The sequence below is a fragment of the Bradyrhizobium sp. SBR1B genome, from assembly GCF_014198205.1.
Classification (GTDB): Bacteria; Pseudomonadota; Alphaproteobacteria; order Rhizobiales; family Xanthobacteraceae; genus Bradyrhizobium.
Genome location: NZ_JACIHC010000016.1, coordinates 55,982 through 73,060 on the forward strand (window position 1 = coordinate 55,982; position 17,079 = coordinate 73,060).

At 65.4% G+C, this 17,079-nt stretch carries 20 protein-coding genes, 1 tRNA gene and 1 pseudogene; 10 read left to right on the plus strand and 12 right to left on the minus strand.

From position 1 onward, the window contains the following. The first annotated feature begins 41 nt into the window (after positions 1 to 41). The 4 genes from GGD61_RS30380 (at position 42) to GGD61_RS30395 (ending at position 2,658) form a co-directional block, all read left to right on the plus strand. Entirely contained in the window at positions 42 to 908 is an 867-nt protein-coding gene (locus tag GGD61_RS30380) for a sulfurtransferase (RefSeq protein ID WP_092262465.1), read from the plus strand. Positions 909 to 1,012: 104 nt separating this feature from the next. Then, positions 1,013 to 1,705 (plus strand): RNA polymerase sigma factor, encoded by a 693-nt coding sequence (locus tag GGD61_RS30385; RefSeq protein WP_177237511.1) that lies wholly within the window; start codon positions 1,013 to 1,015, stop codon positions 1,703 to 1,705. 88 nt (positions 1,706 to 1,793) lie between these two features. Then, positions 1,794 to 2,327 (plus strand): DUF4142 domain-containing protein, encoded by a 534-nt coding sequence (locus GGD61_RS30390; RefSeq protein ID WP_177237512.1) that lies wholly within the window; start codon positions 1,794 to 1,796, stop codon positions 2,325 to 2,327. A 10-nt stretch (positions 2,328 to 2,337) separates the two neighbouring features. Further along, positions 2,338 to 2,658, plus strand: a complete 321-nt coding sequence (locus GGD61_RS30395; protein WP_092262473.1) for a cupredoxin domain-containing protein — start codon at positions 2,338 to 2,340, stop codon at positions 2,656 to 2,658. A 192-nt stretch (positions 2,659 to 2,850) separates the two neighbouring features. Here the strand turns inward: GGD61_RS30395 and GGD61_RS30400 are convergent, their stop codons facing one another. The 4 genes from GGD61_RS30400 to GGD61_RS30415 form a co-directional block, all read right to left on the minus strand. Continuing rightward, positions 2,851 to 3,117: a hypothetical protein gene (locus GGD61_RS30400; RefSeq protein WP_018323382.1), complete on the minus strand. Its 267-nt coding sequence runs from the start codon at positions 3,115 to 3,117 to the stop codon at positions 2,851 to 2,853. A gap of 289 nt (positions 3,118 to 3,406) precedes the next feature. After that, positions 3,407 to 3,784: a TIGR02301 family protein gene (locus tag GGD61_RS30405; RefSeq protein ID WP_018323383.1), complete on the minus strand. Its 378-nt coding sequence runs from the start codon at positions 3,782 to 3,784 to the stop codon at positions 3,407 to 3,409. A 208-nt stretch (positions 3,785 to 3,992) separates the two neighbouring features. Next, on the minus strand, positions 3,993 to 4,427 hold the full coding sequence (locus tag GGD61_RS30410; RefSeq protein ID WP_092262476.1) for an NUDIX hydrolase: 435 nt from the start codon (positions 4,425 to 4,427) through the stop codon (positions 3,993 to 3,995). A 49-nt stretch (positions 4,428 to 4,476) separates the two neighbouring features. Then, positions 4,477 to 4,977: a hypothetical protein gene (locus tag GGD61_RS30415; protein ID WP_018323385.1), complete on the minus strand. Its 501-nt coding sequence runs from the start codon at positions 4,975 to 4,977 to the stop codon at positions 4,477 to 4,479. A gap of 63 nt (positions 4,978 to 5,040) precedes the next feature. Here GGD61_RS30415 and GGD61_RS30420 point away from each other — a divergent pair, with 63 nt between their 5' ends. Continuing rightward, positions 5,041 to 5,805, plus strand: a complete 765-nt coding sequence (locus tag GGD61_RS30420) for an SOS response-associated peptidase (protein ID WP_092262479.1) — start codon at positions 5,041 to 5,043, stop codon at positions 5,803 to 5,805. 116 nt (positions 5,806 to 5,921) lie between these two features. Here GGD61_RS30420 and GGD61_RS30425 read toward each other — a convergent pair whose 3' ends face one another. The 6 genes from GGD61_RS30425 to GGD61_RS30450 all read right to left on the minus strand — a co-directional run bounded on the left by GGD61_RS30425 (position 5,922) and on the right by GGD61_RS30450 (position 11,913). Next, positions 5,922 to 7,115 carry a CaiB/BaiF CoA-transferase family protein gene (locus tag GGD61_RS30425; RefSeq protein ID WP_183231746.1) on the minus strand — a complete coding sequence of 398 codons (1,194 nt, stop codon included), beginning with the start codon at positions 7,113 to 7,115 and terminating at the stop codon, positions 5,922 to 5,924. A gap of 35 nt (positions 7,116 to 7,150) precedes the next feature. Next, on the minus strand, positions 7,151 to 8,080 hold the full coding sequence (locus tag GGD61_RS30430) for a glycine reductase (protein ID WP_092262485.1): 930 nt from the start codon (positions 8,078 to 8,080) through the stop codon (positions 7,151 to 7,153). Positions 8,081 to 8,366: 286 nt separating this feature from the next. Beyond that, positions 8,367 to 8,948 (minus strand): NUDIX domain-containing protein, encoded by a 582-nt coding sequence (locus tag GGD61_RS30435; protein ID WP_092262493.1) that lies wholly within the window; start codon positions 8,946 to 8,948, stop codon positions 8,367 to 8,369. A 10-nt stretch (positions 8,949 to 8,958) separates the two neighbouring features. After that, a complete protein-coding gene (locus GGD61_RS30440) occupies positions 8,959 to 9,402 on the minus strand; it encodes a GNAT family acetyltransferase (RefSeq protein ID WP_092262496.1) in 444 nt (147 codons plus the stop codon). After that, a complete protein-coding gene (locus GGD61_RS30445; RefSeq protein ID WP_092262500.1) occupies positions 9,399 to 10,826 on the minus strand; it encodes an FAD-binding oxidoreductase in 1,428 nt (475 codons plus the stop codon). The genes GGD61_RS30440 and GGD61_RS30445 overlap by 4 nt, the downstream gene beginning before the upstream one ends. Before the next feature lie 79 nt (positions 10,827 to 10,905). Then, the gene (locus tag GGD61_RS30450) at positions 10,906 to 11,913 is read right to left on the minus strand and encodes an L-threonylcarbamoyladenylate synthase (RefSeq protein ID WP_143109169.1); all 1,008 of its coding nucleotides are present in this window, start codon (positions 11,911 to 11,913) and stop codon (positions 10,906 to 10,908) included. A 50-nt stretch (positions 11,914 to 11,963) separates the two neighbouring features. On the opposite strand from GGD61_RS30450, the gene GGD61_RS30455 reads away from it, so the two are divergent. Continuing rightward, positions 11,964 to 12,040, plus strand: a tRNA-Pro gene (locus GGD61_RS30455). Between the two features lie 180 nt (positions 12,041 to 12,220). Here GGD61_RS30455 and GGD61_RS30460 read toward each other — a convergent pair. Both GGD61_RS30460 and GGD61_RS30465 read right to left on the minus strand, forming a co-directional pair. Continuing rightward, positions 12,221 to 12,547 (minus strand): hypothetical protein, encoded by a 327-nt coding sequence (locus GGD61_RS30460; RefSeq protein ID WP_092262505.1) that lies wholly within the window; start codon positions 12,545 to 12,547, stop codon positions 12,221 to 12,223. Positions 12,548 to 12,747: 200 nt separating this feature from the next. Beyond that, positions 12,748 to 12,972 carry a hypothetical protein gene (locus GGD61_RS30465; protein WP_092262508.1) on the minus strand — a complete coding sequence of 75 codons (225 nt, stop codon included), beginning with the start codon at positions 12,970 to 12,972 and terminating at the stop codon, positions 12,748 to 12,750. 175 nt (positions 12,973 to 13,147) lie between these two features. On the opposite strand from GGD61_RS30465, the pseudogene GGD61_RS40785 reads away from it, so the two are divergent. The 4 genes and pseudogenes from GGD61_RS40785 to GGD61_RS30480 form a co-directional block, all read left to right on the plus strand. Continuing rightward, a pseudogene (locus GGD61_RS40785) lies at positions 13,148 to 13,370 on the plus strand (N-carbamoyl-D-amino-acid hydrolase); the annotation flags it as partial. Between the two features lie 1,269 nt (positions 13,371 to 14,639). Beyond that, complete coding sequence (locus GGD61_RS30470; protein WP_092262511.1) at positions 14,640 to 15,260, plus strand: TetR/AcrR family transcriptional regulator; 621 nt, start codon at positions 14,640 to 14,642, stop codon at positions 15,258 to 15,260. A gap of 51 nt (positions 15,261 to 15,311) precedes the next feature. Next, the gene (locus tag GGD61_RS30475; protein ID WP_092262514.1) at positions 15,312 to 16,505 is read left to right on the plus strand and encodes an MFS transporter; all 1,194 of its coding nucleotides are present in this window, start codon (positions 15,312 to 15,314) and stop codon (positions 16,503 to 16,505) included. A gap of 149 nt (positions 16,506 to 16,654) precedes the next feature. Beyond that, positions 16,655 to 17,074: a hypothetical protein gene (locus GGD61_RS30480; protein ID WP_018321773.1), complete on the plus strand. Its 420-nt coding sequence runs from the start codon at positions 16,655 to 16,657 to the stop codon at positions 17,072 to 17,074. Positions 17,075 to 17,079: the final 5 nt, after the last annotated feature.

A 17,079-nucleotide genomic window follows, 5' to 3' on the forward strand; every position in this document is an offset into this window, starting at 1 on the left:
GGGGTGACGGGGATAGTATGCGTATGATGGGAGACTATCCAATGAGCCAAAGTGCCCTCATCGCCACCGAACAACTTGCCGCCATCCTCGGCGATCCCAACCTGCGCCTCTACGATTGCACGACCTACAACGAGCCGGTGCCGCCGGGCAGTGACGTACCGTATCGCGCAGTCCCCGGCGACAAGACCTTCGCCGCAGGCCACATCCCCGGCGCCGATTTCCTCGACCTGCAAGGCGAGTTCGCCGACACCTCCGCGCGCCCCCTCTTCATGATGCCTGATGTCGGCCAGTTGGAGGCCGCCTTCGGCCGCCATGGCCTCGATGCGAGCAAGACCATCGTGCTCTACAGCATCGGCACAATGATGTGGTCGACGCGGTTCTGGTGGATGCTGCGTTCGCTCGGCGTCGATGCGCTGGTGCTCGACGGCGGCTTCGACAAATGGAAGGAGGAGGGACGTCCGGTCGAGACGGGCGCACCGAAAGGCTATCCGGCCACGACCTTCAAGGCCACGCCGCGCGCGGGCTTCTTCGTCGACAAGAATGTCGTGAAGGCACGGATCGGTGATCCCTCGACGGCAATCGTCAACGCTCTCTTGCCGCAATTTCACCAAGGCCTCGAGCCGAGCCGCTACGGCCGGCCGGGCCGCGTGCCGGGCAGTATCAACGTTCCCGCCCCATCGCTCGTCAATGCCGACAAGACGCTGACAAGTCTTGCGGATGCGGAAGCAAAGTTCGTCGCCCGGGGCGTCACGCGCGACAAGACCGTGATCTGTTATTGCGGCGGCGGCATCTCGGCGACGATCAACCTCTTGCTGCTGACGCAGCTCGGCTACGACAAGCTGACGCTCTACGACGGCTCGATGGGCGAATGGGCACGGGACCTTTCGCTCCCGATCGAGACGGATTAGGTGGGCGGCTCTTACCTCCCCTGGAGGGGAGGGTAAGAAAGTCAGGAACTTTTTTCCTTGGTTTGCATCCAATGTCCGGAACCAATGGAGATAAGGTGCCCGCCATGCCAGGGACCGCAGCCGGCCTGTCCGCCGGCGTCAGGACATCGGAAGTCGAGCTGATCGAGCGCGCGCGGCGCCGTGACGAGGCTGCGCTCCGCGAGATCATGCAGGCCAACAATCGCAGGCTCTATCGCCTCGCGCGCGGGATATTGCGCAGCGACAGCGAGGCCGAGGACGTAGTGCAGGAAACCTATGTCCGCGCCTTCACGCATCTCGATGGCTTTCTGGGTGAAGCCGCGCTGTCGACCTGGTTGTCGCGCATTGCGATCAACGAGGCGCTCGGGCGCTTGCGCAGTCGGAAGCCGCAGGTCGAGCTGGGATCGGTGCCGGAGGCAACGCTGGAAGCACAGATCATCCAGTTTCCCCTTTCGTCCGCCGCAACCGATCCGGAAAAATCCATGGCCCAACGCGAGATCCAGCGTGTCGTCGAACACGCGGTCGATGAATTGCCCGATGCCTTCCGCATGGTCTTCATCGCGCGGGTGATGGAGGCCATGAGCATGGAGGAGACGGCCGAACTGCTCGGCATCAGGCCCGAGACCGTCAAGACGCGGTTGCACCGTGCGCGCACCCTGTTGCGCGAGAACGTCGAGAAGAAGATCGGCCCCGTCGTGATGGACGCGTTTCCGTTCGCCGGACAGCGCTGCGAGTGCCTGACGGAGGCGGTGCTCAGGCGCCTTGGCATCGGCTCATGATTTTTCGGGAACGTTCGCGCAAAACACCCATCCAATCCCTGTGAAGCAACGCGCCGGCCAACGTCCGGCACCACAGGAGCATCGAGCCATGTTCACCCGACGGAGCGCGGCGATCGCCGCGGCCATTCTGTTGTCGAGTCCCGCGCTGCTGCAAAGCGCCGGCGCAGCCGACAAGCCCACCGATCCTCAGATCGCCCACATCGCCTACACCGCCGGCGTGATCGACATCAACGCCGCCAAGCAGGCGCAGAAGAAGGCGAAGAGCAAGGACGTCAAGGCATTTGCCGAGGACATGCTGCGCGACCACGAGGCCGTCAACAAGCAGGCGCTGGCGCTGGTCAAGAAGCTGAACGTCACGCCGGAGGATAACGACACCAGCAAGACGCTGTCGAAGCAGGCGAGCGACAAGCTGGCCGAGCTCGACAAGCTGGACGGCGCCGCCTTCGACAAGGCCTACGTCGCCAACGAGGTCGCCTACCACAAGGCGGTCAACGGCGCGCTGGAGACCCAGCTGATCCCGTCCGCGAACAATGCCGAGCTGAAGAGCCTGCTACAGACGGGCCTGAAGATCTTCCAGGGACACCAGCAGCACGCCGAGCACGTCGCGGCAGAGCTGAAATAGGGGAGTGGCAATGATGCCGGAGCGACTGGCTTCGATCGCCATAGCACTTGTCCTTGCGGCGATGGTCGCGCCGGCACACGCCGCGACGATCGAGATCACGATGGACAATCTCGTGATTGCTCCGGCCGAGGTATCGGCGAAGATCGGCGATACCATTACCTGGGTCAACAAGGACGTCTTCGCCCACACGGCCACGGCGAAGAACGGCGACTTCGACGTGACATTGCCGCCGAAGAAATCGGCGACATCGGTTCTGAAGAAGACGGGAGTGATCGACTATTACTGCCGCTATCATCCCAACATGAAAGCGACGCTTAAGGTCGAGCCGTGAGGGGAGGGAGCAGGTTCCTGATCGCCGCGGGAACATCTCCCGGCCGCCGCGAGACTAATGCTTGTCGGCGGCAAGCGGCTTCCGTGCGATAAACGCGGCAGACTTCGCGAAGGCTTTCGCCAAATCCGTTCGCAAAGTCATTCATCCGTTGACTGGCCCCGCCCGCGTGGCGGGGTCATTTTCGCGGAAAGCTCACTGCCTTGCGAGCGTGACCGAGAACTCGCCGTTGCGGATGCGACCCGGAAAACCCTCGACGAACTTGGCGACCGCGTCCTCGCCATAGGTCCCGACGAGCTCGGCGAAGGCCGCAAACAAGCTCGCCTGCGCCAGGCAGTCGCCGTCGACGCCCTCATGGCGCGCTTCGGCCCAGGCCTCGTTGAGATAGCTCAGTGCGGCCTGCTTCTGCTCGTGATCGGGCAGCGGCGCGCGGTCGGGGGCGTAGGAAATCGGCTGGCTCATGAAACTCGATCAGGGCTGGGGCGCGATCCACGGCGATGCGCTGTGCGAGAGGTGTAGCACGCACATTAACGACCGCTAGGCCACATCTTTAAGAACGGTTAACGGCTGTGAACAAAGTCGATGACAGGGTTCCACCGACTGCCCCAATCCTCATGGTGATAAGGCGCGTCAGCGCCGTCTCGAACCATGGAAGGCCCCGCTGCCGCAGCTGGGCCTTCCATCCTTCGAGACGCGCGTTCCGCGCTCCTCAGGATGAGGAGTTACGGCTGAGAGTGCGGTTGGTGAGAGCTCAGTTCGCGTAGCGCGCCGTCAGATCGCGCGAGATCTTCGAGCCTTCCTCGATATAGCGGCGGATCGCCACCGTCGCCGCCGGCGTGCAGCTCCGATAGGTCTGCTGAAAGCCGTTATAGCCGCGGTTGAAGCCGGCGATCATGCGGGTGCGGCGCTCCCCGGAGGGGGTTTCGGCATCGATCAGCGCCTGCATCTCGTTGCGCCATTTGTTGCCCTCGTTGGACCCGCAGATGCCGCGCAGATAGTGCAGCCCGCCGAGGATCTCCGCCAGCCGCTGCAAATCGCCGTCAAACGGCGCCGCCCCGTCCTGGGCCCTCGCGGGTCCGGAGGCGCAGGCGAGAATCAGGGCAAAAATGGCCAGAAATCGCGTGGACATCGGCGGGGTGTATGCCTCTTCGAGGCTGTTGACGCAAGGCGACGCGAGGGCGGTACGCTCCCTCTCCCGCTTGCGGGGGAGGGCTGGGGAGGGGGTGTCGCCGCGGGCGAGAACCCCCAAGAGGAGAAAGGCCCCACCCGCCGCGCTCTTGCAAGCGCGTCGACCTCCCCCGCAAGCGGAAGAGGTGCAGCGGAGCCCGGAGCTGGCTTCAGGTTATTACGAGCCGCGCGGCGGACTGGATGACCTCGTCCAGCCCCCCGGTCAGCTTGAGGTCTCCGAGGCCCGCCAGAACGTCGGGGGCGATCCAGCGGTAGTCGTCGAGCTCGTCGTTCAGGACCGGCTCCCGGGCCACCCAGCGGGCGGCAAACGACATGATCAGATAATGGCCGGCGCCAGCCGTCGCCGGCAGCACCTCGCGCCAGCCGGCGAGGCCGACGATTGCGATGTCGAGCCCGGTCTCCTCGTCGACCTCGCGGCTCAGGGCCTGATGCAGCGATTCGCCGAATTCGACCCGGCCGCCCGGGAGCGAATAGAAGCCCTTGGCGGGCGAGCGGGCGCGGCGGGTCAAAAGCACCTTGCCGTCGCGGAAAATCGCGGCGCTGACGGCGAGCTGGGGATGGGTGGGCTGGATAACCGAAGCCATTTCTCAAAGGACCTGATTCTTAAAGGACCTAATTCTTAAAGGAGTTGGCTCAGTTCGCCATGATGGTGTCGACGTCGGCTTCCGCCCCGCCATTGATGATGCCGCCGCAGGCGGCGATCAGCGGCTTGACCCAGAGCGTGGCCTGCTCGGCGAGGCGGACGCGGGTCGTGTCCTTCTCGACCTCGCGCATGGCCGAGCCGACCGCGGTCAGGATCGAGGTCATGGTATCGGTGATGTGGTCGAACTGGGCGCGCACGTTGGGGTTGGCCTTCTCATAGGCCTCGATAGCCAGATCCCGCGCCTTGAAGTTCGACGCCGTGAAATGCTCGGCATAGGACAGCGGCGACCAGGTCAAGAAATCTTCCGCGCATTCCGGCATGTCCGGAACCATTTCCAGCAGCATCACGGCTTCATTGAAATGGTTGAGATAGTCGGTGGCAAGCCCGGTCCGCGGGTTGATATTGGCCACGCGCAGCCGTTCGGCCCAGTCGGCGGCCTCGGGGCCCGTCTGTGCATGCGTCCGCGCGGGTTGGGAGGCCGTTGAGCTCATCTGCCGCAGTGTTAACGTTCGGGGTTAAAAGGACCTGAACGGACCCTATATAGACACCCTGGGATGTGTGGACGCTTCGTCATAACTTCGGCCCCCGCGGCTTTGCGGCAACTGTTCGGCTATGTCGAGCAGCCCAACTTCCCGCCCCGGTACAATGTCGCCCCGACACAACCGATTCCGGTCGTGTTGATGGAGAATGGCGCGCGCCATTTCCGCCTGATGCGCTGGGGATTGCTGCCGGGCTGGGTCAAGGACCCCAAGGGCTTTACGCTCCTGATCAATGCCCGCTCCGAGACGGTGCTGGAGAAGCCCGCCTTCAAACGCGCGATTCGCCGGCGCCGCGGCCTGATCCCGGCCGATGGCTATTACGAATGGAAGGTGGAGGACGGCCGCAAGCAGCCCTTCTTCATCCACCGCGCCGACGGTGCGCCGCTCGGCTTTGCCGCATTGTTCGAGACCTGGGCCGGGCCGAACGGCGAGGAGCTCGACACGGTCGCGATCGTCACGGCTGCGGCGGGCGAGGATCTCGCCGCGCTGCATGACCGCGTACCCGTCACCATCAGCGAGCGCGATTTCGAGCGCTGGCTCGACATCAGGGGCGACGAGGTCGATGCCATCCTGCCGCTGATGACCGCGCCGCGCATCGGCGAGTTTGCCTGGCACCCGGTCTCCACCCGCATCAACCGCGTCGCTAATGACGACGATCAGTTGCTGCTGCCGATCAGCGCGGAGGAGATGGCGGCGGAAGCCGAGGCGGCGAAGCCAAAGAAGGCAGCGCGGAAGGCGGCGGCCGGGCCGGCCGATGACGGGCAGGGGTCGTTGTTCTAGCTCTGCCGCCGTAGGGTGGGCAAAGCGAAGCGTGCCCACGATCACTCACCGAAGGAAACGGATGGATTGGTGGGCACGGCGCGTTGCGCCTTTGCCCACCCTACGACAGCGGAGTTCTAAACAATCTCCCTTGCCCGCAGCGCCGCGATCTCAGCCGCATCGAATCCGAGCTCGCCCAGCACCGCGTCCGTATCCGCGCCGAGCTCCGGCGCCATCCGGTCGAGCCTGCCGCCGCCATGGGCGAGCTTGAAGCCGCTGCCGGCAAAGCGCAGGCGGCCGTATTGCGTGTCCAGCTGCTGGATCGCGCCGCGCGCCTTGATCTGCGGATGGTCGATCACCTCCTCGACCTTCCAGATGCTCGCGCAGGGCGCGCCGGCGTCTTCCAGGATCGTCTCCCATTCGCGCGCCGGCCTGGCCGCGAGCGCCGCTTCGATGATGGCGCGCAGCGCCGGCTCGTTCTCGTTGCGCGAAAACCAGTCGGCAAAGCGCGGGTCGCTCAGCGTGTCCTCGCGGCCGAGCGCGCTCATCAGCGCGCGGTACTGCTTCTCGTTGTTGACGGCGAGCAGGATGTGGCCGTCGCCGCACTTGAACAAATTCGCCGTGGTCCTGCGGCTCACGGCCTGGTTGCCCGAGAGTGTCTGGCGATGGCCGGCGACCGACCAGTCCGCGATCTGTCCCGACAGAAACGCCATCGTCGCCTCCAGCATGGAGACATCAATGAGCTGGCCCTTGCCGGTGCGGTCGCGCTGATACAGCGCGCTCGACAGGCCGAACGCGGCCGTGGCGCCCGACAGCACGTCGCACACCGCAAAGCCCGCGCGCGTCGGTCCCGTCTCGGGATGGCCGGTGATTGCCATGATGCCTGACAGCGCCTGCATCTTGCCGTCATAGCCGGGCCGCAGGCGATCCGGGCCGGTCTGGCCGAAGCCTGAGACCGCGCAATAGATCAGTTTTGGATTGATCGCCGACAGTGCCTCGTAGCCGATGCCGAGCTTGTCCATCACGCCCGGACGGAAATTCTCCATGACGACGTCGACCGATGCCGCGAGCTTCTTCACGATCGCGATCGCCTCCGGCTTCTGCAGATCGAGCGTCAGGCTGCGCTTGTTGCCGTTGACGGCCTGGAACGCCGGCGCGAGGCCGCGGTCGGCCCATTCGCGGCTGAGCGGGGTGCGGCGCATGTCCTCGCCTTCGCGCCGCTCGACCTTGATGACATCGGCGCCCAGCAGCGCGAGCTGGTAGCTGGCATAGGGGCCGGCCAGCACTTGCGTGAAATCCAGGATCTTCACGCCCTCGAACGGTCGCGTCACGTCGCTCTCCCCTTGTTTGTTTTTGTCGGAGGACGTCAGGCGGCGCGGTTGCCGCGCGCGATCTCCTTCTGCTTGTCGAATTCGGCGCGGCGGCGGGCCAGCTCTTCCGGCGACAGCTGCGCGACGTTGTTGTAGTCGAGCTTCCAGGAGGCGTCCTCGCTCCAGCGCAACGGCGACTGCATCGTCGTTTGCGGGCCGCTCGCGCTCTCCAGCAGCTTGAGCGCCAGTTCCAGCGTCTGCGCCTGCGAGGCGACGTCGTGTGGCTTGCCGGCGGAATTGCCGAGCGGGAAGTCGGAGAACAGGAAGCGCGGCACGGCGGCGTGCTCGATGATGTCCTTGGCGCAGCCCATCACCACGGTCGGAATGCCGTTGGCCTCGAGATGCCGCGCCACCAGCGCCGTGGTCTGGTGGCAGACCGGGCAGTTCGGCACCAGCACCGCGACGTCAACCTTGTCCGCAAGGCAGCGCGCCAGGATGTCCGGTGCGTCGGTGTCGAGCGTGACGCGATGGCTGCGGTTGGTCGGCGCGCCGAAGAAGCGCGGGGCGACCTCGCCGATGCGGCCGGCGGCGGACGCCTTCAACAGCTGCGGCAGCGGAAACCAGGTGCCGTTGTCGGTCGCCGAGGTGTGCTTACGGTCGTAGCCGATATGCGAGATGCGCAAATCGTGCTCTTTCGACGTGTCGCCGTCATAGACCTGGTAAAACTTTGCGCTGCCGTTGTACGCCGCGCCCGGTCCCTGGTCGCCCTTGGCGGGATCATACGGCGCAGCGGTCGTGATGATGGTCACGCGCGACTTTGCCAGCGGCTTCTTCAGCGGCTGGAACGGCGCCTCGGTGTAATGCGCCCAGCGATACGCGGTGGTGTAGCCAATCGCCGCGTAATAATCGCGGGTGCGCTGCATGTAGGGGACGGGGGAGTCGTAATCGGGCGCAAAGCCGAATTCGTCGTCGCGCGGCGCGGACATGGCGCGTCTCCTGGTTCTTGGTTGGCGACAGATTAGAGATAGTTTTGGGGTTGCTCAACGGGGGGAGGGGAGATGCAGGCCTGAATTGCAGATGACGATGGTGCGGCACGCGCGGTGCCACTTACCCCTCCCTGGAGGGGGAGGGTCGGCTCACATTGAGCGCAGCGAAAATGTGAGACGGGGTGGGGTGACGGTCTCACCACATCCAACAGTGCCCGAGTGGAGAGATCACCCCACCCCGCTCGCGCTTCGCGCGATCGACCCTCCCCCTCCAGGGGAGGGTAAGTCACTTGAACACGTGCAGTGCCACATATTGCAGCAGCATGATCGCCTTGGCGTCGATGATGCGGCCGTCGGCGATCATCGCCAGGGCCTCGTCGATCGAGAGCTCCAGCACCTCGATGTCCTCGCCCTCGTGCTCGAGGCCGCCGCCGTCGCTGACACGCATCGAAGGCTCGTATTCGGCGACGAAGAAATGGAGTTTTTCGGTGATGGCGCCGGGGCTCATGAAGGCCTCGAACACCTTGTGGACGTGGTGCAGGCGGTAGCCGGTCTCCTCCTCGGCCTCGGCGCGGATGCGCTCTTCGGGCTCGGCGTTGTCAAGCACGCCGGCGGCGGCTTCGATCAGGAGATCGTCGTAGCCGCGGATGAAGGCCGGCAGGCGAAACTGGCGCACCAGGATCACGGTACGCCCAGCGCGGTTATACGGCAGCACGGCGGCGGCGTTGTCGCGCTCATAGGTCTCGCGGTGCTGCGTCTGCCACTCGCCACTGGCGCGCCGGTACTCGAACGTGGTGTTCTTCAGCGTGGTCCAGCCGTCCGAGAGCACGCGGACGTCCTTGATGCGGACGCGGTCGGAAATGGTCATTTGCTTGATCTCAGTTGCTTGGCGTGGTCGCGCGGCCGTCGAGCCACTTCTGGAACATCACGGATGTCGATAGCTCGAAGCCCAGCGAGCCGTAGAACGCATTGGCCTGCGCGTTCTCGCGGCGGACGAGGAGTTGCAGCTTCGAAATTCCCGCCGCGCGCAGCCAGTCCTCGGCCGCGGCCATGATGACGCGGCCATGGCCGCGCTTGCGGCCGTCGGGATCGACCGCGACGTAATAGACCCAGCCGCGGTGGCCGTCATGGCCGACCATGACGGTCGCCACGATCGCGCCGCCATCGCGGCCGATCAGCACGGTGGAATTGTCGCGCCGCCGCGCCAGCGCGATGTCGGCATGCGGGTCATTCCAGGGACGCGTCAGGCCGCAGCGCTGCCACAGCGCGACAACCTCCTCGACATCCGCATCCCCGATCGCGTCGATCGCAAGAGCGGTCACAGCACCTTCCCCGGATTCATGATGCCGAGCGGATCGAGCATCGCCTTGATGGCGCGCATCAGCTCGATCGCGGTCTTGTCCTTGACGTCAGGCAGCTCGTCGCGCTTGAGCACGCCGATGCCGTGCTCGGCCGAGATCGATCCGCCCATGCGCAGCACGATCTCGAACACGACGGCGTTCATGTCGTGCCAGCGCGCCAGAAAATCCGCGGTGTCGGCGCCGATCGGCTGGCTGACATTGTAATGCAGATTGCCGTCGCCGAGATGGCCGAACGGCACCGGACGCGCCCCAGGGATCAGCTTCACCACGGCAGCATTCGCTTCCTCGATGAAATCGGGCACGGCGGCGATCGGCACCGAGATGTCGTGCTTGATCGAGCCGCCCTCCGGCTTCTGTGCCGACGACATCTCCTCGCGCAGCTTCCAGAAGCCGTTGCGTTGGGTAAGGTTGGCCGCGATCACGGCGTCGTCGACGATCTCCTCTTCCATGGCGCGGGCGAGGATCGTCTCCAGCGGCGTGCGGGCGTCGTCGCCGGGGGACGACAATTCCATCAGCACGTACCAGGGATGCTTCTCTGCGAGCGGATCGCGCACGTCGATGCCGTGTCGCACCGAGAAATCGACCGCCATCTCCGACAATAGTTCAAAACTCGTCAGCGCATTGGCGGCCTCGCTCTGCGCGATGGTCAGCAGCTTCAGCGCCGCCGCCGGCGACTTCAGCCCGACATAGGCGGTCTCGACTGCCCGCGGCTTTGGAAACAGTTTCAGCGTCGCCGCCGTGATGATGCCAAGCGTGCCTTCGGCGCCGATGAAGAGATTGTGCAGATTGTAGCCGGTGTTGTCCTTTTTCAGCTTCGACAGCACGTTGAGCACGCGCCCGTCGGCGAGCACGACCTCGAGCCCCAGCGCCATCTCGCGCGCCACGCCATAGGCGAGTGCGGCGGTGCCGCCGGCATTGGTGGAGAGATTGCCGCCGATGGTGCAGCTTCCTTCCGCGCCGAGCGAGAGCGGAAACAACCGGTCCACCTCAGCCGCCTTCGCTTGCGCGATCTGCAGCACCACGCCGGCCTCGCAGGTCATGGTATTGGAGGCGGTGTCGACCTCGCGGATCTTGTCCAGGCGTCGCAGCGACACCACCACCTCGCCATTGTGCGGCGTCTGGCCACCGACCAGCCCGGTGTTGCCGCCCTGCGGCACCAGCGCGATTTTATGCGCGGAGGCGAGCTTGCAGATTTCGGAAACCTCCGCCGTCGAGCCCGGACGCAACACCAGCGGCGAGCGGCCGTGAAACAAATTGCGCTCCTCGGTGACGTAAGGCTCGATGTCGTTCGCATCGGTGATCGTATGGCGCTCGCCGACGATCTTGCGGAATTGTTCGATCAGCTCGGGCGCAAGTGGAGGGATCGCAGGCTTGTTGATATTCATTGTCTCGTCTCTACTTCCACTCTTGTCTTTTGCGCATGGTCTTATCGGAAAACCGCTGCGCACTTTTCCGGATCATGCGCTATCTTGCCACCGCAGCCCGGCGCAGCCGGTCGTTGATCGCTTCGCCCAGGCCTTCCTCGGGGATCGCCATCACCGCGATCGCCCGCGGGCTCTTCGCGTCGAGGCTGCGAAGATAGCCGAACAGATTGGCGGCGGCTTCATCGAGATCACCGGTGGGCGACAAATTCATGACGGCGACGGCCGCATCGACGCCGGGCAGGCGCTCAGAGCCGAACGCCAGTAGCGCTTCTCCGGGCGCAACGTCCTGCGCGCGAAGCCGCACATGGGCGCGCGGCGCGTAATGCGAGGCCAGCATGCCCGGCGCCAGCGGCTGGCTGTCGTCGCTCTCGGCCTCCACAGTCGGCCGCGCCAGGGGCGCGCCCAGCACCGCCTCGATCCGCTCGCGCGACAGCCCGCCGGGCCGCAGCAGCATCGGCGCATCGAAGCAGCCGACGATGGTCGATTCCACGCCGACCGTAACGGGGCCACCGTCTACGATCAGGTCGATCCGCCCCGATAAGTCGCTCTCGACATGGGCCGCCAGCGTCGGCGAGACATGGCCGGAGATGTTGGCGGACGGCGCCACCACGGCGCCGCCGAAGGCGCGCAGGATCGCTTCCGCCACCGGGTGCGCGGGAATGCGAATCGCGACCGTGTCGAGGCCCGCAGTGGCGAGATCGGCCACCGGGCAGCCCTCCGTCTTCGGTACCACCAGCGTCAGAGGTCCCGGCCAGAACGCTTCCGCGAGCTTCAGAGCGCGCGCGTCGAACCGGCCGATCCGCCGCGCGGCCGCAATGTCCGCGACATGGGCGATCAGCGGATTGAAGGCCGGCCGCCCCTTGGCGGCGTAGAGATGGGCGATCGCGGCGGCATTGGCCGCATCCGCCCCGAGCCCGTAGACGGTCTCGGTCGGAAACGCGACCAGCCCGCCGGCGGCCAGCGTGCGGGCCGCAGCCTCGGCGCCGGCCGCGCCGGCCGGTAAAATCAGCGTTTCAAGACCCGTTTTCACAGGGACAAAATTCCTCATGCCGGCCGCTTGCGGTGCGCCAAACCCGACGCTATAAGCCGCCTTCTTGTCGGAGTGTGGCTCAGCCCGGTAGAGCACTGCGTTCGGGACGCAGGGGTCGCAGGTTCGAATCCTGCCACTCCGACCATTCTTCCAAAAGTCGACGTTTTCCAGAGGCTTGGCGGACCGGCCGCCGGCGCCTCGGGAGCGCCTTTCTGCAACGATTTCGGGATCGGGTCCACGGCCGATTTGGCCGGGCAGGGCCGCTTGTTGCGGCGACATGGCTTGTTGGTTGTCGGCGCTGACGCGCCGCAGGTGTGGGTCCCGCCTACCGCCGCGCCACCACCACGCCCACCAGGAACGCCACGATCAGCGCCGGCAACGGGGCCTCGCGCACCATGCCGCGCACGACGTCGGGCCAGTGCTGCTCGGGGACCAGTCTCGGCGATCGTACGGTAGGCGCGGACTCGATATCCCAGCTTGATGCGAGTTCGGCGATCTCGCTTTGCGCGAGGCGCACGCCATCACGCACGCGGTAGATCGCGGCCTCCGATCGCTCGCGCGGCGCGAGCGCCGTCAGCGTCGCGATGGCCGTGCGCAACGTCATCTCGCCAAAACCTTGCAGCCTCACCTGCTCCTCGGGATCGGACGTCATGCAAAATCCCTCACAGCGCAAAGTGGCGCGCGACGGCGAAGGCCGCCGTCGCGCACAGGACCAGCGTGGAAACTGCGCCGGCGATGCCGCGTGCGAGATGGGCCCGTGTAAGATGCCTGGTCATGATCGTGCTCCATGCTCTGCATGGAAATGGCGGCGATGGATCTTGGTTCCTGCGCGCAAGAAGCGAATCGGCGAACTTACTTCCGCAGCAACTCGCTCAATGCCGCCGTCGCCTCGGCGCAGCGGATGTCGTCGATCTCGCGCGACAGGCTGATCGCGCTCGCTCTCAGTTCTTCGAGTTTCCAGGTCTCCGGATGCTGGTTTTCGAGCTGAACAAGACGCTTGTTCAGATCGTCCAGTCTCGATTGGAGCTGCCCGATGCTGGCGTCTCCATTCACCTTCCAAACGCGCTGTGCACGCATCGTCGTTCCCTTAGCTGTCTCACGGCCTTGTGAGAGCGGTTCGTGGCCGGAATGGGAGTTTGTCTTGTCCGGCTTCAGATCGTGGGGAACCGTTGCAAATTCGCAACGAATTTCGGGGGGTGATGCGCGGCCGCCGACCGCTGCACAATGATACCCACAGGCATGGAATTTGATTGTGCCTCACGTCGGCGGCAGTTGCATCATCGGGCCCTCGGGGGAGATCACCCGCGAGATGCGCGACCACGGGCGACGAGATCGCGCTGGCGCGCTGCGATCCCGATCTCTGCAACTCGTACAAGCGCACCACCTTCAATTTCGACGTTCACCGCCAGCCGCAGGCTTATGGGATGATCGTGGAACGGAAGGATGTGACTATGACGGCGCATGGGACGCCGGTGTTGCCGAAGGGGGATATCCGTAGCCCGGATGGAGCGAAAAGCGTAATCCGGGGCCGCTCGCCCGGTATTGCGCACTCCATCACCGTCACCCTGAGGTGCTCGCCTCTTTGGCGAGCCTCGAAGGGCGACGGCCCGACTGTGGCCGTCTATCCTTCGAGGCTCCCCATGGGACGCCTTGCGTCCCATGTCTCGCACCTCAGGATGACGGAATGAGCGTCGGTGTGTCGCCCGCTGTCAATCCGCTTCGCCGAAAATATTCCACTTTACCGAAATTCGGTTTCGGCGTATGTGTCGTCCATCCCGGCTCACCCAAGAGGGGCGACTATGTGGTCGTCACTGTCGCGAGCCGGGGTTGCGGTGGACGCGGCAGCGTCGGCACGAGAGGTGCGGGCAGGGCGGATAGTCCCTGTGAGCCCGAGGCTTCGTGCGGACGAGCGGCGCTGCCAGGCTTCGTCTCGTCTGTAAGTTTTCGGCTCCGTCGACAGGGCTGGAAAAACTGCGGCGAAATGGCGGGCCGTGCGTACGGCAAAACCGTGTGGTCCTGGCCGTCGTTGCTACGGTCAAGTCCTTGCGAAGGTGCGAGCGAGCCCAACCGGGCAGACTGCATCATCCAATTCGCGGGGCGAGGGAGGCCAGAAGGAATGGTCGGCTCCCGGGAGATCACGGCATAAGCCGTCCAGCCATCGCGCAGGGAAGGCCGAGTGATCGGCACCACCTGTATGCTGCTGTGCGGTCTCCTTTGCGCGTGCGCTCTTCGCGCAGCAGACCGCGGGTGCGAGCCGGCACCCGGCCTTCCCTGCGCCCTCTTGGATGAGAGGGGAGCGAGACGAAGCAAAGCTCGGGCGAATGAAGCCGCGAGATCGGGAAGGCGTGTCTGCGACTTGAGTGCATGCCACAAACCAGATCTCGTAGGGTGGGCAAAGCGCAGCGTGCCCACGCCTTGTCGCTCATGGAGGGAGATCGTGGGCACGGCGCTATGCGCCTTTGCCCACCCTACGGCACCGCCGCTGGGATGTGCACTAGAGTATCGCAATGACGATGCTGAAGCAGCGAGATCTCACTCCATGACCGTCACCCTGAGGTGCGCGCTCGGCGGCGCAACCGCGCCGCGGAGCAAGCCTCGAAGGGCGACGGCCCGGCTGCCAGCTCGGCCGTGCATCCTTCGAGGCTCCCGATGGAGCGCTTCGCGCCCCATCACTCGCGCGTCAGGATGACGGCATCACAACCAATTGTCTTTATTAGGAAACAATCATTCCCTAATAACCCGCAATGCAAAAAGCCGCCCGCCGATCCCCGTCTGCCGCCCGTCCGCCCGGTCGTCCCCGGGAATTCGACATGGATACGGCGCTGGATCGCGCCGTGCGGGTGTTTCGCGAGCGTGGCTATCATGCGACCTCCATCGGCGACCTCACCGCGGCGATGCGGCTGGCGACGGGGAGTATCTACAAGGCGTTTCGCGACAAGCATGCGGTGTTCCTGGCTGCCTTCGAGCGTTATACGGCGCGGCGCCAGGAGCAGACCCGCAGTGCCGCCGCGCGCGGCACAAACGGACGCGATCGGGTCCGCAATTTGCTGCTGTCCTATGTCGCGCAGTCCCAGGGCACCGAGGGACGGCGCGGCTGCCTCGTGGTCGGCAGCGCGGTCGAGTTGTCGGCAGTCGATTCCGTCGTCGCCGCCCGCGTCGGCGCGCAGCTCAAGACCAACGAAGACTTCATCGCCGGCCTCATTCGCGAAGGGCAGGCCGACGGCTCGATTCCCGGTCATGTTGCGGCTGACGACACCGCGCGGCTGATGATCTGCATCACGCAGGGCCTGCGAGTCGTCGGCAAGGCGCGCCTGCCGCTCGACGGGACCCGCCTCGTCGGCGTCGCGATGAAACTGCTCGCCTGAACTTTTGACTTGTTAGGGAACGATCGTTCCCGATTCCGGAGACCGTACGTCATGACGATGAATGCCACGATCGAGACCGCGCCCGGGCCGGATGCGGTGTCGCAGCGCCTGACCTTCGTGCTTGCCGCGGCCTGTGGCATGATCGCGGCCAACATCTACTACGCGCAGCCCCTGATCGCCCCGATCAGCGCCGCGCTCGGCCTGTCGCACGCAGCGGCCGGGCTGATCGTCACCATGACGCAGATCGGCTACGGCACCGGGCTGCTGCTGATCGTGCCGCTCGGCGATCTCGTCGAGAACCGTATCCTGATCTGCTCCGTCATCACGCTCGGCGCCGCGGCCCTGCTCGCCGCCGCGTTCGCCACCCATGCGCTGCCGTTCCTGATCGCCGCGCTGTTCATCGGCCTCGGCTCGGTCGCGGTGCAGATCATCATTCCCTATGCCGCGCATCTGGCGCCGGAAGCCATCCGCGGCCGCGTCGTCGGCAACGTCTCGACCGGCCTGATGCTCGGCATCATGCTGGCGCGTCCGGTTTCGAGCTTCGTCACCGCGGCGCTGTCGTGGCACGCCGTGTTCTTCGCTTCCGCCGCGTTGATGATCGTGCTGACGGCCGTGCTCTGGATGTCGCTGCCGAACCGCAAGCCGGTGACGCGGATGCACTATGGCGAACTGTTGCTGTCGATGCCGCATCTGGTGCGAGCAACGCCGCTGCTGCGGCGCCGGGCGCTCTACCAGGCGAGCCTGTTCGGCTGCTTCACTTTGTTCTGGACGGTGGCGCCGCTCCAGCTTGCGGACGCGTTCGGCTTCACCCAGCGCGGCATCGCGTTGTTCGCGCTGGCCGGCGTGGCCGGCGTGTTCGCGGCGCCCATCGCCGGACGGCTCGCCGATCGCGGCCACAGCCGCATCGCGACGCTGGTCGCGATGTTGCTCGCGGCCGGGGGCTTCCTCGTGACCTATCTCGGCGCGCCCGGCTCGATGCTGAACCTGGTCTGCCTGGTTGCGGCGGCGATTGCCATCGACGTCGGTGTCCAGGGCAACGTCGTGCTCGGCTTCCGCGCTATCTTCGCGCTCGGGCACGAGCACCGCAGCCGCCTCAACGGGCTCTACATGGCGACGTTCTTCACGGCCGGTGCAGCCGGCTCAGCGGTCGGCGCCTGGGCTTTCGCGCAAGGCGGCTGGACGCTCGCATCGGCCATCGGCCTCGCTCTGCCCGTCATCGGCTTGCTCTATGCGGCGACCGAATAGCCGCCGGCCGCAGCAATTGTGCGATGCGGGCGTTTACCAAGGCTCGCACACGAAGCCGCGGGCGGCGCAATTTCCGTCTCGCGATTTCGGTGCCGCTGTAGTACTTTGGTCTCAAGCGGGCCAGGTTAATGGGCGGCAGGGGGAGGCTGATGAGGCGTGCGGGGCTGTTTGGCGTACCGCGGGTACGGCCATGGTCGTGGCAGGCGTTTCTGCTCGGATGCGTCGTTGTCGCCATGTCGGCTGCATTTCAGGGCATTTGCGTCGCGCTCGGCGCAAAGCTCTATTTTGCAGCATTCCTGCCCGGCCTGTTCATGCTCGGCATCGTTGCGGGCACGCCGGCGGCGGGATTTGCCGCGCTGTTCACCATTCCCCTGGTGTGGTGGGCGTTCATTCCGCCCTTCTTCGAGTTCAACGCGCTGAGCAGCGCAAATACCGATTCCATCAACCTGTTCTGCCTGCTCGCGGTGCTGCTGATTGGCCTCGCCGATCTCTGCCGCGAGACCATGAGGATCGTCAGCCAGGGCGGGCTGAAGTCCCCGGGCGAGAGCGCGGCAACGAATCCGCAATAATTCGC